Origin of the sequence: Alterluteimonas muca, from assembly GCF_021191595.1 — a bacterium.
Taxonomy (GTDB): Bacteria; Pseudomonadota; Gammaproteobacteria; order Xanthomonadales; family Xanthomonadaceae; genus Luteimonas; species Luteimonas muca.
Map to the genome: position 1 here is coordinate 77,100 of NZ_JAIWPS010000003.1, position 14,965 is coordinate 92,064.

At 69.9% G+C, this 14,965-nt stretch carries 16 protein-coding genes and 1 pseudogene; 3 read left to right on the forward strand and 14 right to left on the reverse strand.

The features are described 5' to 3' along the window. Positions 1 to 12: 12 nt before the first annotated feature. Both LDO11_RS05990 and murJ read right to left on the reverse strand, forming a co-directional pair. On the reverse strand, positions 13 to 1,017 hold the full coding sequence (locus LDO11_RS05990) for a bifunctional riboflavin kinase/FAD synthetase (RefSeq protein ID WP_232140739.1): 1,005 nt from the start codon (positions 1,015 to 1,017) through the stop codon (positions 13 to 15). Between the two features lie 76 nt (positions 1,018 to 1,093). Then, the gene (gene murJ, locus LDO11_RS05995; RefSeq protein WP_232140740.1) at positions 1,094 to 2,707 is read right to left on the reverse strand and encodes a murein biosynthesis integral membrane protein MurJ; all 1,614 of its coding nucleotides are present in this window, start codon (positions 2,705 to 2,707) and stop codon (positions 1,094 to 1,096) included. A gap of 186 nt (positions 2,708 to 2,893) precedes the next feature. Between murJ and rpsT the strand changes: the two genes are divergently transcribed. Next, positions 2,894 to 3,166 carry a 30S ribosomal protein S20 gene (gene rpsT / locus LDO11_RS06000; protein WP_129135455.1) on the forward strand — a complete coding sequence of 91 codons (273 nt, stop codon included), beginning with the start codon at positions 2,894 to 2,896 and terminating at the stop codon, positions 3,164 to 3,166. Between the two features lie 225 nt (positions 3,167 to 3,391). On the opposite strand, the gene cgtA is transcribed toward rpsT, so the two are convergent. The 3 genes from cgtA to rplU all read right to left on the reverse strand — a co-directional run bounded on the left by cgtA (position 3,392) and on the right by rplU (position 5,207). Further along, the gene (gene cgtA / locus LDO11_RS06005) at positions 3,392 to 4,438 is read right to left on the reverse strand and encodes an Obg family GTPase CgtA (RefSeq protein ID WP_232140741.1); all 1,047 of its coding nucleotides are present in this window, start codon (positions 4,436 to 4,438) and stop codon (positions 3,392 to 3,394) included. A 175-nt stretch (positions 4,439 to 4,613) separates the two neighbouring features. Continuing rightward, positions 4,614 to 4,874: a 50S ribosomal protein L27 gene (rpmA, locus tag LDO11_RS06010; protein ID WP_100322887.1), complete on the reverse strand. Its 261-nt coding sequence runs from the start codon at positions 4,872 to 4,874 to the stop codon at positions 4,614 to 4,616. 12 nt (positions 4,875 to 4,886) lie between these two features. Continuing rightward, positions 4,887 to 5,207 carry a 50S ribosomal protein L21 gene (rplU, locus tag LDO11_RS06015; protein WP_129135453.1) on the reverse strand — a complete coding sequence of 107 codons (321 nt, stop codon included), beginning with the start codon at positions 5,205 to 5,207 and terminating at the stop codon, positions 4,887 to 4,889. 286 nt (positions 5,208 to 5,493) lie between these two features. Between rplU and uvrA the strand changes: the two genes are divergently transcribed. Together uvrA and LDO11_RS06025 are read left to right on the forward strand one after the other, a co-directional pair. Next, positions 5,494 to 8,490, forward strand: a complete 2,997-nt coding sequence (gene uvrA, locus LDO11_RS06020) for an excinuclease ABC subunit UvrA (protein ID WP_232140742.1) — start codon at positions 5,494 to 5,496, stop codon at positions 8,488 to 8,490. Between the two features lie 26 nt (positions 8,491 to 8,516). Next, positions 8,517 to 8,924, forward strand: coding sequence for an acyl-CoA thioesterase (locus tag LDO11_RS06025; RefSeq protein ID WP_232140743.1), 408 nt, complete (start codon positions 8,517 to 8,519; stop codon positions 8,922 to 8,924). Positions 8,925 to 8,942: 18 nt separating this feature from the next. Here LDO11_RS06025 and LDO11_RS06030 read toward each other — a convergent pair whose 3' ends face one another. From LDO11_RS06030 to LDO11_RS06065, 9 genes and pseudogenes are all read right to left on the reverse strand, one after another. Continuing rightward, on the reverse strand, positions 8,943 to 9,152 hold the full coding sequence (locus LDO11_RS06030; protein WP_129135450.1) for a hypothetical protein: 210 nt from the start codon (positions 9,150 to 9,152) through the stop codon (positions 8,943 to 8,945). 125 nt (positions 9,153 to 9,277) lie between these two features. Further along, positions 9,278 to 9,586: a hypothetical protein gene (locus LDO11_RS06035; protein WP_129135449.1), complete on the reverse strand. Its 309-nt coding sequence runs from the start codon at positions 9,584 to 9,586 to the stop codon at positions 9,278 to 9,280. A 148-nt stretch (positions 9,587 to 9,734) separates the two neighbouring features. Continuing rightward, positions 9,735 to 10,643, reverse strand: a complete 909-nt coding sequence (locus LDO11_RS06040; RefSeq protein ID WP_232140744.1) for an NAD(P)H-hydrate dehydratase — start codon at positions 10,641 to 10,643, stop codon at positions 9,735 to 9,737. Continuing rightward, entirely contained in the window at positions 10,640 to 11,407 is a 768-nt protein-coding gene (locus tag LDO11_RS06045) for a histidine phosphatase family protein (protein WP_129135447.1), read from the reverse strand. The genes LDO11_RS06040 and LDO11_RS06045 overlap by 4 nt, the downstream gene beginning before the upstream one ends. A 140-nt stretch (positions 11,408 to 11,547) precedes the next feature. Continuing rightward, positions 11,548 to 12,099 carry a DUF2058 domain-containing protein gene (locus LDO11_RS06050; RefSeq protein WP_232140745.1) on the reverse strand — a complete coding sequence of 184 codons (552 nt, stop codon included), beginning with the start codon at positions 12,097 to 12,099 and terminating at the stop codon, positions 11,548 to 11,550. A 66-nt stretch (positions 12,100 to 12,165) separates the two neighbouring features. Continuing rightward, positions 12,166 to 12,759, reverse strand: coding sequence for a DUF2254 family protein (locus LDO11_RS06055; RefSeq protein WP_232140746.1), 594 nt, complete (start codon positions 12,757 to 12,759; stop codon positions 12,166 to 12,168). Between the two features lie 31 nt (positions 12,760 to 12,790). Then, positions 12,791 to 13,117: pseudogene (locus LDO11_RS15920) on the reverse strand (DUF2254 family protein); the annotation flags it as partial. Positions 13,118 to 13,276: 159 nt separating this feature from the next. Beyond that, positions 13,277 to 14,626 carry an erythromycin esterase family protein gene (locus tag LDO11_RS06060; RefSeq protein ID WP_232140747.1) on the reverse strand — a complete coding sequence of 450 codons (1,350 nt, stop codon included), beginning with the start codon at positions 14,624 to 14,626 and terminating at the stop codon, positions 13,277 to 13,279. A gap of 33 nt (positions 14,627 to 14,659) precedes the next feature. Then, positions 14,660 to 14,929: a hypothetical protein gene (locus LDO11_RS06065; RefSeq protein ID WP_232140748.1), complete on the reverse strand. Its 270-nt coding sequence runs from the start codon at positions 14,927 to 14,929 to the stop codon at positions 14,660 to 14,662. Positions 14,930 to 14,965 lie beyond the last annotated feature (36 nt).

The window sequence follows — 14,965 nt, forward strand, 5'->3', positions numbered from 1 at the left end:
TGGCGTCGTCGCTCACGCGGTGACCCTATGGTGTGGCTGCAATTGGGGATGATCGTCGGCGGCTGCCAGCGCGGCGCGTGCCTGCGCGGCGTCGAGGTCCATCTGTGCGACCAGGCTGTCGAGATCGGGGAATTTCTCCTCGTCGCGCAGGCGCGCGACGAATTCGACCTCGATGCGGCGCCCGTAGAGGTCGCCCTCGAAATCGAAAAGATGGGCTTCGAGCAACGGCTCGACGCCATCGACCGTCGGCCGGGTGCCGAAGCTCGAGACCGATGGCCAGGGCCGGCTTTGACCGGCGTCGCCGCCGATGCCGTGCACGCGGGTGGCGTAGATGCCACGCAGTGCCGGCACCTTGCCGCCGAAGCGCAGGTTGGCGGTGGGATAACCGAGCGTGCGCCCGAGCTGGCGCCCGTGCACGACCCGCCCGGCAACCGCGTACGGGCGGCCGAGCAGACGCGCGGCGCGGGCGAAGTCGCCTTCCACCAGCGCCTGCCGGATCGCGGTGCTCGACACGCGCTCGCCTTCGTGCAGGTAGGGTGCGATTTCACCGGCCGCGAAGCCGAGCCCAGCGCCCATGCGTTGCAGCAGGGCGAGATCGCCGCCGCGGCGATGGCCGAAGCGGAAGCCCGGCCCGACCCACACCTCGCGCACCGCCAGCCGGCGCACCAGCACGTCGCGGACGAATTCCGCGGCCTCCATCGATGCCATCGCGGCGTTGAAACGCAGCAGGCCGACGGTGGCCACGCCCAGCGCGCGCAGGCCTTCGACCTTGGCACGCGGCAACATCAGGCGCGGCGGAGGGGCATCGGCACCGAAGAATTCGCGGGGCAGCGGCTCGAAGCTCAGCGCCGCCGGCTGGACATCCAGGTCCCGGGCACGCGCGACCGCATGCCGCACCAGCGTCCGATGACCCAGGTGCAGGCCGTCGAACGCGCCGATGCACACCACGCTGCCGCCCGGACATACCGGACCGCCGCCAACGTCGCGGAATAGATGTCGAGGGCTGGGCCTGCTCATAGAAGCCCGGCAGTATACGGCCTGCCTGCCCTCGACCCGGCCACCGCGCTCAAGCGCTCCACAGCGGGCAAGGACGTCAGTGCCGCAGGTGCCGCGGCCGCAGACCCAGCATCAGCAGCACCAGCGCGTAGCAGCCCGCACCCGCACCGATCGTCAGCACCAGCCAGCCGACCCGCACGACCGCGCCGTCGATCGCCGTCCACGCGCCGATGCCATGGCGCAGCAGCAGCACCACTGCCGCCATCACCGCGCAGCCGGCCGCCAGCCGCAGCAGGAAACGGCCCCAACCCGCCTCCGGGCGGTACAGCCCGGAACGCCGCAGCGATCGCCACAGCAGCAGTGCATTGAGGCCGCCGGCAAGTGCGGTGGCGAGGGCAATGCCGCCGTGGGCACCGGCCACGCCGCCCAGCCACATCGGCGTGGTGATCGCCGCGGTCAGCACGATATTGGCGACCACGGTCCAGATCGCGGCGCGCATCGGGGTCTTCGTGTCCTGGCGCGCGTAGAAGGCCGGCGCCAGCACCTTGGTCAGCATGAAGGCCGGCACGCCGAGGCTCATCGCGCTCAGGCTCACCGCGGCCATCCGCGTGTCGAGCGCGCTGAACTGCCCGTAGTTGTAGACCGTCGCGACGATCGGCTCGGCCAGCAACAGCAGCCCGAGCCCGGCAGGCACGCCGGCAAGCAGCGACATCCGCAGGCCCCAGTCGAGCGCACCGTTGTACCCGGCGGCGTCCTCGGCCGCGTGCCGGCGCGACAGGTGCGGCAGGATCACCGTGCCCAGCGCCACGCCGAACAGGCCCAGCGGGAACTCGATCAGGCGGTCGGAGTAGTACAGCCAGTCCACGCTGCCCGCGGCCAGCACCGAAGCGAACGCGGTGCCGACGATCAGGTTCACCTGTGCCACCGACGAGGAGAACAGCGTCGGCAGCATCAGCCGGCCGACCTTGCGGACCTCGGGATGGCGGAAACCCGGCCGCAGCCGCGGCCGCAGGCCCAGCCGGCCCAGCGACGGCCACAGCAGTGCCAGCTGCAGGAATCCCGCTGCCAGCACACCCCAGGCCAGGCCCACCGGCGGCACCTCGAAGCGCGGCGCCAGCCACAGCATTGCCGCGATCATCGTCAGGTTGTGCAGCACCGGGGTGAATGCCGGCAGCCCGAAGCGGCCGGTGCTGTTGAGGATCGATGCCGCCAGCGACATCATCGAGATGAAGAGCAGGTACGGGAAAGTGATCCGCAGCATCTGCGCGGTCTGCGCCAGCAGCTCCGGCTGATCCGCCCAGCCCGGCGCGAACAGGCGCGCCACCAGCGGCGCGGCCAGCATGCCGGCGGCGCAGACGACCAGCACCACCGCGCACAGCGCACCGGCCATGTGATCGATGAAGGACTTCAGCGCCGCGCGATCGCCGCGCTCGCGGATCTCGTTGAGCACCGGCACGAAGGCCATCGCCATCGAGCCTTCCGCGAACACCCGACGCAGGAAATTGGGCACCCGGTAGGCGACGATGAACGCACTCATGGCACCACCGGTGCCGAACAGCGTCGCCTGCAGCATGTCGCGGGCGAACCCGGCGACGCGCGACAGCAGGGTCATGCCGCTGAAGACCGCGGTCGAACGCAGCAGGCCGCCGCGGCGGCCCCTGGGTGGGTCTCCCGGCGATGGCGCAGGGGCGGAGGGATCGGGCGCGCTCATCGGCAGGCCTGGCGGAATGGCGTGGTCATTGCGGCTGAACAGGGTTCCAGCGGATCACCGCCCATGATGCCGCATTGTTGACCCGCGGCGCTGCTTCCCCCATAATTTCCGGCTCGTTTGTCAAGCCTCCCGGATACCCGGGCGCCGACACCCCAGTTTCCGTCTCCCGATTTCCAGGATTCCATCGTGGCCAACATCAAGTCCGCAAAGAAGCGCGCGAAGCAGACCATCGTGCGCAACCAGCGCAACAGCAGCCAGCGCTCCATGCTGCGTACCTATGTCAGGAAGGTCCTCAAGGCCCTCGAAGCCAACGACGCCGCCGGCGCGCAGGAGGCTTTCAATGCAGCACAGCCGATCCTCGACCGGTTCAGCGCACGCGGCCTGATCCACAAGAACAAGGCAGCCCGTCACAAGAGCCGCCTGACCGCCCGCATCAAGGCACTCAAGGCCGCTGCCTGAGTCCTTGCCGCAAGGCGTTCCGCAGAAACCCGGCCCCGGCCGGGTTTTTTGTTGTCCGGAACCCGCCCCTACCGAAAGCCGCACTGGCGACGGCCGTCGCCGCCCGACGAAACGACTCTCGCCGGCGCGACCAGCCGCAGCCGGGATCGGCAGGATCAAGGACAGGCGACACCGGGACCAGGAGAGCGGACCAACGAAGCGAGGCCTGCGCCGCGGCCGCCGCGTTCAGTACCCTTCCGCGTCCGCCGCCTCGGCGGCCTGGCGGGCCTGCTCGTCGAGCTCGGCCTGTACCCGGCGCATCACGTCGCGCGTGCCCTCATGGGCAAGGCCGGAGACCAGGAACCACGGCCCCTGCCATTCCAGTGCCGCGATGATCCGCTCGGCCTCGGCGCGGGCGTCTTCCGGCGGCAGCAGGTCGGCCTTGTTGATCAGCAGCCAGCGCGGTTTGTCGAGCAGCCCGGCATCGAATTTCTCCAGCTCGCGCTCGATCGCGCGCACCTGGTCGACCGGGTCGCCACCGTCGAGCGGCTGGATCTCGACGAGATGCAGCAGCAGGCGGGTGCGCTGGATATGGCGCAGGAACAATGCACCCAGGCCTGCACCATCGGCGGCACCCTCGATCAGCCCGGGAATGTCGGCCACCACGAAGCTGCGGTGAGGCTCGGTGCTGACCACGCCAAGGTTCGGGTAGAGCGTGGTGAACGGATAGTCCGCCACCTTCGGCGTTGCCGCCGACACCGCGCGGATCAACGTGCTCTTGCCGGCATTGGGGAAACCGAGCAGGCCAACGTCGGCCAGCAGCTTGAGCTCGAGGCGCAGCAGGCGCTCCTCGCCCTCCTCGCCCGGCGTGGCCTTGCGCGGCGAGCGGTTGACCGAACTCTTGAAATGCATGTTGCCCAGGCCGCCCTGGCCACCGCGCGCGACCAGCAGGCGCTGGCCATGCGCGGTGAGGTCGCCGATGACCTCGTCGGTGGCGACGTTGGTGACCACGGTGCCGACCGGCACGCTGATGGCCAGGTCATCGCCGCCCTTGCCGTACATCTGCCGGCCCATGCCGTTCTCGCCGCGCTGCGCGCGGAAGCGCGTCTCGTGGCGGAAGTCGACCAGCGTGTTGAGGTTCTCGTCGGCCACCAGCCACACGCTGCCGCCGTTGCCGCCATCGCCGCCATCGGGCCCGCCCAGCGGGATGAATTTCTCGCGCCGGAAGCCGATGCAGCCATGGCCGCCATTGCCGGCACTGACAGTGATTTCTACTTCGTCGACGAGTTTCATGGGATGCGGTTTCGCGATTGATTGAAGCAATGGGCGCGGGCAAGTCTACCCGCGCGGGCCGGAGGACCCGGCAATGACGCATGCGCGGCGGCCGCGTGTCCACGGCAGGCCTTGCGCGGCCGCAATGAAAAGCCCCGCCGGAGCGGGGCCTTCGATACGGCAGTGTCGCGGGTGGTCAGGCCACTTCGACGACGCTGACGGTACGACGCTTCTTCGGACCCTTCACCGCGAATTCCACGGTGCCGTCGACCAGTGCGAACAGCGTGTGGTCGCGGCCGAGGCCCACGCCCGGACCCGGATGGAACTGGGTGCCGCGCTGGCGGACGATGATGTTGCCGGCCTCGATGGCCTGGCCGCCGAACATCTTCACGCCGAGGTACTTGGGATTGGAGTCGCGGCCGTTGCGCGAGGAGCCTACGCCCTTTTTATGTGCCATGACTGCTTCTCCTTACTTCTTGTCGCCGGCGTTGATGCCGGTGATCTCGATTTCGGTGTAGTGCTGCCGATGCCCCATGCGCTTCATGTGGTGCTTGCGGCGGCGGAACTTGATGATGCGGATCTTGTCGGCGCGGCCGTGGGCCTTGACGGTGGCGGCGACGGTGGCACCCTTGAGTGCGTCACCGAGCGTCACACCTTCGCCGTCGCCGAGCATGAGGACGTTGTCGAACGTGACCTCGTTGCCGGCTTCGATGTCGAGCTTTTCGACGCGAAGCGTCTCACCCGCCATCACGCGGTATTGCTTACCGCCGGTGACGATAACTGCGTACATGACCAATGCTTCCTTTGGTAGTTATTGTGGTCGCTGCCGGCATCGAGGCCGGACAGAAGCGGAATTCTAGGGCTTTCAGCAAGTTACGGTCAAGCCGCGGGAACCTGCCGGCACCGGGCCGGACGGCTGCCGGTCAGCTCGCCCCGATCGGCGTCCCGGCGCTGGGAATCCGCGGGTTTGCCCCCATCTCGGGGGCTCGGTAGGCTGCCCGATTGGCTCCCCGCCCGGCTGCATTCCCCCACCCCAGGCCCGGCCAGCCTGATCGTGACCCCGGATCCCCGACCCGATGGCGATGGACTTCATCCGCATCCGCGGTGCCCGTACCCACAACCTCAAGAACATCGATCTCGACCTGCCGCGCGACAAGCTGATCGTGATCACCGGCCTGTCCGGCTCCGGCAAGTCGTCGCTGGCGTTCGACACCATCTACGCCGAAGGCCAGCGCCGTTACGTCGAATCGCTGTCGGCGTACGCGCGGCAGTTCCTGAGCGTGATGGAAAAGCCCGACATCGACACGATCGAAGGCCTGAGCCCGGCGATCTCGATCGAGCAGAAGTCGACCTCGCACAACCCGCGCTCGACCGTCGGCACCATCACCGAGGTCTACGATTACCTGCGCCTGCTGTACGCACGCGTGGGCATTCCGCGTTGCCCGCTGCACGGCTATCCGCTGGAGGCGCAGACGGTCAGCCAGATGGTCGACCAGGTGCTGGCGCTGGGCGCGACCGACGAAGGCAGCGAGCAGCGCTGGATGCTGCTGGCGCCGGTGGTGCGCGAGCGCAAGGGCGAGCACGCGCAGGTGTTCGAGCAGCTGCGTGCGCAGGGTTACGTGCGCGTACGCGTGGACGGCGAGGTCTACGAGATCGACGCGGTGCCGCCACTGGCGCTGCGCGTCAAGCACACCATCGAAGCGGTGATCGACCGCTTCAAGGTGCGCGAGGACATCAAGCAGCGCCTCGCCGAATCCTTCGAGACCGCGCTCAAGCTCGGCGACGGCATGGCCGCGGTGCGCTCGCTGGATACGCCCGATGCCGAGCCGATGCTGTTCTCGTCGCGCTACAGCTGTCCGGTGTGCGACTACGCGCTGCCCGAGCTGGAACCGCGCCTGTTCTCGTTCAACGCGCCCATGGGCGCCTGCCCGACCTGCGACGGCCTCGGCGTCAGCCAGTTCTTCGACCCCGCCCGCGTGGTGGTGCACCCGGAACTCTCGCTGGCCGCCGGCGCCGTGCGCGGCTGGGACCGCCGCAACCACTACTACTTCCAGCTGATCGCATCACTGGCAAAGCACTACGGCTTCGACGTCGACACGCCCTGGCAGGAGCTCGATGCGAAGACCCGCGAGGCGGTGCTGTTCGGCAGCGGCAACGAGACCATCGGCTTCACCTACTACACCGAAGGCGGCAAGCGCAGCCAGCGCCGGCACCGCTTCGAAGGCATCGTGCCCAACCTCGAGCGGCGTTACCGCGAGACCGAGTCCTCCGCGGTGCGCGAGGAACTGGCGAAGTACATCAGCGAACGCCCCTGCACCGAGTGCAGTGGCGCGCGCCTCAACGCCGCGGCGCGCAACGTGTTCGTTGCCGACCGCCCGCTGCCTGAGCTGGTGGTGCTGCCGATCGGCGATGCGCTGAAGTTCTTCGGCGAGCTAGCCCTGCCCGGCTGGCGCGGCGAGATCGCGGCGAAGATCGTCAAGGAGATCCGCGAGCGGCTGAGCTTCCTGGTGGACGTCGGCCTCGACTACCTGACGCTCGAACGCAAGGCGGACTCGCTGTCCGGCGGCGAGGCGCAGCGCATCCGCCTGGCCTCGCAGATCGGCGCCGGCCTGGTCGGCGTGATGTACGTGCTCGACGAGCCGTCGATCGGCCTGCACCAGCGAGACAACGAGCGCCTGCTGGAGACGCTTACCCGCCTGCGCGATCTCGGCAACACGGTGATCGTGGTCGAACACGACGAGGACGCGATCCGCCTCGCCGACCACATCGTCGACATCGGTCCAGGCGCCGGCGTGCACGGTGGCGAGGTGGTGGCCGAGGGCAGCTACGAGCAGATCCTCGAAGCACCGCGCTCGCTGACCGGCCAGTACCTGTCGGGCCGCAAGAAGATCGAGATCCCGAAGAAGCGCCACCGCGCCAACCCGAAGATGGTGCTGAAGCTGGAGGGCGCGTCCGGCAACAACCTGCAGGGCGTGGACCTGAGGATTCCGTCCGGTCTGTTCACCGCGATCACCGGCGTGTCGGGCTCGGGCAAGTCGACGCTGATCAACGACACCCTGTACGCGCTGGCCGCCAACGAGATCAACGGCGCTTCGCATTCGCCGGCGCCGCACCGCGAGATCAAGGGGCTGGACCTGTTCGACAAGGTGGTCGACATCGACCAGTCGCCGATCGGCCGCACCCCGCGTTCCAACCCGGCCACCTACACCGGCCTGTTCACGCCGCTGCGCGAGATCTTCGCGCAGGTGCCGGAAGCGCGTGCGCGCGGCTACTCGCCGGGGCGTTTCAGCTTCAACGTGCGCGGTGGCCGCTGCGAGGCCTGCCAGGGCGACGGCCTGATCAAGGTGGAGATGCACTTCCTGCCCGACGTCTACGTGCCCTGCGACGTCTGCGGCGCCAAGCGCTACAACCGCGAGACGCTGGAGATCCTCTACAAGGGCCACAGCATCCACGACGTGCTCGAGCTCACCGTCGAGGACGCGCTTGAGCTGTTCCAGCCGGTGCCGTCGATCGCGCGCAAATTGGAAACACTGCTCGACGTGGGCCTGGGCTACATCAAGCTCGGCCAGCCGGCGACCACGCTGTCGGGCGGCGAGGCCCAGCGCGTCAAACTGTCGAAGGAGCTGTCGCGCCGCGACACCGGACGCACGTTGTACATCCTCGACGAGCCGACCACCGGCCTGCACTTCCACGACATCGAGCACCTGCTGGCGGTGCTGCACAAGCTGCGCGACGACGGCAACACCGTGGTGGTCATCGAGCACAACCTCGACGTCATCAAGACCGCGGACTGGGTGATCGACCTCGGCCCCGAGGGCGGCCATCGCGGCGGCCGGATCATCGCCGAGGGCACGCCGGAACAGGTGGCCACGGTGCCGGGCTCCTACACCGGGCAGTTCCTGGCGCGGATGCTGGATCCCGACAGCGTCGCGGCCGCCGCACAGGGCACGCAGGGAAGCGATGCCGACGGCCCCGTTGCCAGCCTCCGCCCGGATGCCCGGCTTGCCGGCAGGCCGCCCGCGAAGAAGAATGCGGCCAAGAAGGCGGCCAGGAAGACCCGCACCGCCGGCTGACCCTCCACGAAGGACAGAACAACCCGATGAGCGACGCCCCCACCCCGCTGTTCCGCATGCCGATCGCCCTGCGCTGGCGCGATCTCGACGCGTTCAACCACGTCAACAACTCGAACTTCATGACCTACCTCGAGGAGGCGCGGATCCGCTGGTTCGATTCGCTGGGCGAGGCGTGGGTGACCGACACCACCGCGCCGCTGCTGGCGGCGGTGCAGATGAACTACCGGGTGCCGATTCCCTATCCCGCCAACGTGATGGTGGAGCTGGGCTGCGAGCGGCTGGGCACCAGCAGCGTGACGCTGTCGCACCGCATCGTCGGCGAGGACGGCACCCCGCTGTACGCCGACGGCAACGTGGTGATGGTGTGGATCGACCGCGCCACCGGGCGGCCTACGCCGCTGCCGGATGCGGTGAGGCGCGCGGCGGGGGGCTGAAGAGCGCCCGCGGTCGAATCAACCGCCGGCAAGCCCCCCACCCACGCGGCCGGGCAGGGCGCCGTCGTCGCTGTCTTCGCCGGCTTCTCCCTCGTCGATATCGCCGACCTCGCGGTCCAGGCCGCCCTTGTCGATCGGCATGCCGGTCTCGGTGGAGGGGCCTCGTTCGGGCGCTTTCGGGGTGACGTCGGGCTGGCGCTCGCGGTCTTGGAGATCGTGCTCTTTCATCGCGGTGTCCTCGCAAACAGGGGAAGCCACGCTAGCGCTGCGCCGGTGAAGCCGATGCAGCCGCGGGCAATCCGCCTTCTGCGGAGACGTGCCTCACGTGCCCCTGGACGCGTGGGTGCGGCCTGCTACAGGCGCTCGGCGCGCACCGCGCGCACCAGCACCTCGTCCTGCTGGAAGCGTTGTTCCAGTTGCGCGCGGTACGCCGCCCACCAGCCGTGGTCGACGTGGTCGGCCATCACCTCGAACAGCACCACGTCGTCGCGCTGCACATCGCCGCTGTGGTCCTCCCAGGCGCCGACCGCGGGTGAGCGCACGAACGCGGTCACGCCGCCGAAGCGCTCGGTGAGTTCGCCACGCACGGTGTCGAACAGCGGCTTCGCGAACGCCTGCCCGTCATTGTCGTAGAGCGGAAGAAACAGCTGGATCAGGTGCATCGGAATTCCGCTCCTTCAGGACAACCGCAAGGCCGCAACGCCCCCTTGCGGGAGCGCGCTCGCGTGCAAGAAACGGCCTCCCACCCCACCCGACGCGGGCCGCCCCACGCCTCGCACAATCCGCTGCCAGGGGCCCGCCCACGCACCGCTACAGCCCGTGCATCAGCGCCGGGATCTCGCCGCTGATCTCGCGGGCGAGGAAACCGACCTGGCCATGCCGGCGCGTCAGCCGCGCACCGGCCCGCGCATGCAGCGACACGCCCCACACCGCCGCCTGCTCCGCGCCCGCACCGCGCGCGGCCAGGCCCGCGATCACGCCGGCGAGCACGTCGCCGGAGCCGGAGGTGCCGAGCCCCACGCTGCCGGCGGTGTTGACCCACAGGCGGCCATCGGGCGCTGCGATCCACGTGGTCGGGCCTTTCAGCACCAGCACCACGTTCCAGGCCCGTGCGTATTCGCGGGCGATCGCTTCCGCGTTGGCCCTGACGGTGTCCTCATCGGTCTCGAGCAGGCTGGCCATCTCGCCGGCGTGCGGCGTCATCACCATGGCCACGCCGGTGCTGCGCCGGCGCCGGAACGCGGCCACCGCCGAGGCGTCGAGCGCGCCGGCATCGAGCACGATGGTGGCGCGTGCATCGGCGATGACGGCCCTGGCGACGCGCTGCGTGGCCGTGCTGCGTTCCATGCCCGGGCCCACCACCACCGCGTCCGCGTTTTGCACCGAACGGGTGGCATCGGCATCGAGATCGCGGAGCGCGCCCGTGCGCCCACCCGGCAGCCCGATCACGCGCGCCTCCGGCAGCGACATCACCAGCGACATCGCCGCATCGGCCACCGTGGCCACCTGCAGCTTGCCGGCGCCTGCGCGCAGCGCCGCGATGCCGGTCAGCAGCACCGCGCCGGGCAGCTGCCGGCTGCCACCGACCACCAGCACGCGGCCGCGATCCTCCTTGCTGCTGCCGCCACCCGGGTCCGGCAGCGGCCAGGCCTTCAGCAGCGCGGGCGTGATCCTGCGCGCGGCCGAACCTTCCGCACGGCCCGCGCGTTGCGCGCTCATCGCGGCCCGACCGGCACGTCCGCGTCCGCCGTCACCGGTTCACCGGCCTCTTCCAGCGGCAACGCGAAGTTGGCCACCTGCAGTTCAAAGCGCGCATCCGGCCGGTCGCGCTCGATGGCGTACTCGGTCACCGAACAGTTGGGCACGTCGTTCTGCCGGTCGATGTCGAGGATCTGCTTCTCGTCCATGCATTCGAGCAGGTAGCGGAAGCAGTTGACGATGACCTGGTGGCCGACGATCAGCACGCGATCGCCCACGTGGTCGCGGCGCAGCACCTCCACCACGCTGCGCAGGCGCAGGATCACGTCGCACCAGCTCTCGCCACCCGGTGGGCGGAAGTAGAACTTGCCGACCAGCGAGCGCTGCTCCGCAAGGTCGGGGAACGTCGCGCGGATGCCGGCCACGGTATAGCGGTCGAGTACGCCGAACTCCTTCTCGCGCAGGCGTTCGTCCACGCCGATCTCGTCGTGGTCGATGCCCAGTGCATCGGCGACCGCATGCACGGTCTGCTGCGCCCGCACGAACGGCGAGGTCAGCAGCACGTTGGGCCGCCGGTTGTGCGGCATGTCGGCGAACCACTCGCCAAGCGCACGCGCCTGGCGGTGACCGAGGTCGGACAGGGGCGTGTCCGCATCGCGGGTATCGATGTCGATCAGGTGGGAATCGCCGGCCTCCGCGAGATCGCGGGCGACGTTGCCTGCACTCTGGCCATGGCGGACGATCCACAGGCGGTCCGGCCAGTCGCTATGGCGAAGACGCGCCATCAGCAATCGCCTCCATGTGCAGCCAGGTCGGCCGCGCGCGTATCGGCTGTCGTCGTACTGGTCCGCGTGTGCATGCGCCGCCCCGATCGAGTGGTGCGGCCCAGACTCGCCAGACAGGCGTCAAAGCAACGCGAATCCGGCTACCAGATCAGATCGTCCGGCACCTGGAACTGGGCGTAATACGCATCGTCCTCCGAGCTCGCCTCCGCCGTCGCGCCTGCGTCCTGCCCGTGGTCGAGCACGATCATCGCGGCGTCGCGCTCGCGCACCTTGTCGGCAGCGGCGCGCGGCAGCAGCTCATAGCCATCGCCGCCGTTGGCGATCACCAGCGCGCCGGATGCCAGCTTCCTGCGGAGGTCGTCGTTGACCAGCAGGGTGCGGATCGCGCCGTCGGCGGTGAAGCGGTACTCGCTGTCGCCCGCTCGCGGCACCTTCTTGTCGCGGATGATCTGCCGCGCCTGCGCGCGCAGTTCGGCAACCCGCGCCGCCGCCTTGCGCTCGGCCTCCAGCGCGCGGTCGCGGTCGGCCTTCTCCTCGCGTGCGCGCTGGGCATCGCGCGCGACATCGGCCGCGGTGGGCGCGGCCTTGCCAATGCGCGCCTTCGCCTGCTCGCGGGCCACCTCGGCCACCTTCGACTTCTTCACCAGGCCGGCCTTGAGCAGCTGTTCCTGGAGGGGATTGGCCTTGGCCATGGGCGCACCGTTTGCAGGCGAGGAGTGCCGCACATGATAGCGGCGCCACCGCCACGCGCCGTGGATTCAGGCGCCGCCGGTGTCCTCGTCGGAGGCCGGGCCCTTCAGCTGCGTCTCCAGCAGCCGCCGTGCCCGGCTGTTGCGCGCGGTGCCGCGCGCCACCTCCGCCACCACCGCGCGCATGTCCTCGAGCACCTGTCGCCGCGCAGGCGAGCGGGTCACGCCATGCACCTGGTCGACCGCGCGCAGCATCCGCAGCAGCACCGTGGTGTTGCCTTCGGCGTTCTCCAGGATCTGTTCGAATGCCAGCGCCACCAGACGCTCGAACGACGGCCCCGCCGGCAGCACGCGCAGCGTGTCGCCGTCGTACAGCGGCCGCGGCTCGATCCGCCGCACCGCCAGCCGCCGCAGCAACAGGGAGATGTAGTCGAGGCTGGTGACCGCACTGGTGAAATCGTTGATCGCCGGCGACAGCGCCTTCAGCGCCACGTCCACCAGCTGGCGGATGCCGAAGGCCACGTCCTGGTCGATGGTGCGGTAGGAATCCACCGCGAACAGGCAGGCCAGGTCGCGCATCGCCCGTGCATCGGGCTCGCGGGTGGCGCCGATGCTTGCGAGGCGGCGGTCGGGTGCGGCGAACTCGCCGACCTTGGCATCCATGCGCACCACCACGTCGTGCGCGCGCGCCGCGGTCGCGCATGAAGTTGCGCAGCACGCGCGAGGTGTACTGGGTGGCTGCCTGCGCCAGCGCGGCGATGGTGATGGAGAACACCACGCCGGCCACGGTGATCATCGAACCGGCGATGGTCGCCAGCACTTCGCGTGCGCCATCGGCGTCCAGCGTGAACAGCCACGGCAGGCGTTCGGCGGGCGCCGTGCCCAGCGCACGGTCCAGCGCCACCAGCGCCAGCGCCAGCGCGATCGCCGCCGAGACCATCATTGCCGGCAGGAACCAGAAGCTCGAACGCAGGCTGATCGCCAGCCGGCTCACCGTGCCGCTTGAAATGCGCTTGCCCATCCCGCCTCCTGTCAGGCGGCCGAAGGTCACGATGTCGCGGTCGAAACCGTGCGAAGCCGCCCCCCACGCGGGCTACATGCTGCAGCCGACGGCGCGTGCACGGTGTCCGGCGCGTACATCAGCCGGGCGCGCCCTTTCTGCTGAAGCACCCAGGCCGCGCTACAGCCCGGTCGGCCAGGTCTCGGGTGGTCCGGCGGCGGGGTGCTGCGCGCCCAGCGGGGTCACCGCGGTGGTGCGGTCGAACCACACATATGCATCGAACTGCTCCAGCAGCGACACGCCGGCGTAATGGCTGTAACGCTCGGTCGCCGGCCGGTAGACCACGCCGATAAAGCGCTCCAGCCGTTCCTCGCCCAGCACGCGACGCAGCGTGGAATCGCGGCGCGCCGCCTCGAGGTCCAGCAGCCCACGCGCGATGCCGGTGTCATGCAACAGCCGCTCCACGCTGCCGGCAAGCGAGGGCCGCACGCGCATCACCTCCATGTCGTCGCCCCAGTCGTCGGCGGCCGCCACCTCGCCCTCGTGGGTGCCGAAGCCGACCAGCGCGCAGTCGTCGCCGAAACGCTCGCGGCACAGCTGGCCGATGTTGAGCTCGCCACGCGAACGGCCCATCTCGGTCGCGCGGGCGTCGCCGATATGCGAGTTGTGCGCCCAGACCACCGCGCGTGCGCCGGGCCGTGACTCCAGCAGCTGGCACAGGGTCTCGAACATGTGGGTGTCGCGCAGGTTCCAGCTTTCCGCACCGCCGTAGTACATGGTGCGGTAGTAGCGTTCGGCCGAGGCCACCAGCCGCGCGTTCTGGGCGGCATCGAGGAGGTCCTCGCTGGCCGCGGCGCCGTCATCACCATCGGCAGCGTCGTGCCTGCGCGAGAGCAGCTCGCGGCACTGGCGCACCACGGCGTCCTCGCAGCCGCGATAGCCCCGGGCCGTCACCGCGTGGCCATAGCCCGCCGGGTCCTGCTGCCAGGGCGTCAGGCAGCCGTAGCGCTTGCGCGCCTCGGCCGCCGCTTCCGGGTCGATGTCATCCAGATACGCGAGCACAGCCTCGATCGAGGCGCCCAGGCTGTACATGTCGAGCCCGTAGAAGCCGGCACGTTCCGCCTCGGGAAGCCCCGCGTTGCGCGCGCGCAGCCAGCCGACCAGCTCGGCGACTTCCGCATTGCGCCACATCCAGGTCGGGAAGCGCTGGAATACCGGCGGCTGGCCCTCACGCTGCGGCAGCCCGCGCACATGGCGGTTGACCGCCGCCGCATCGGGCCAGTCCGCCTCCACGGCGACGATGCCGAAGCCGTGGCGCTCGACCAGCCTGCGGGTGATCGCCGCACGCGCGCGATAGAACTCCGAGGTGCCGTGGCTGGCCTCGCCGAGCAGCACCACGCGGCGTTCGGCGTAGCGGTCGAAGGCCGCGGCGAAGGCGTCGTCGAAATCGTCCGGCAGCGGCTCCATCGCCGCGGCGACGCGCGCGGCGGGATCATCAGCGTTCCCGGGCGCGCTGGGCTGGTTGCTCATCGCGCACTCCTGGCGGGCGGGCGGGGCCGCGCCTCAGCCCATGCCATCACCCTGGGAGCCGCCGCCCTGCTGGCGCGTACCGGTCTCACCGCCACCGCCATCGCGGTCCACGTCGGCCACGTTGCGGCCGGCATCGCTGCGCGCACCGCCGTCCTCGCCGGCATCGCGCAGCTGCTCGTCGGCACTGCCGCCCTCGCCCTTGCGCTGCGCGTGACCGCCGGGCGGCGCCACCTCGGTGTTCGCACTGGCGTGGCCACCCTTGGGCGCGACGTCCTCGCGGCGCTCGTCGGTGTTGTTGGCCATGTCGTCCTCCTGCTGTGGGTGTGCAACCCACGCTAC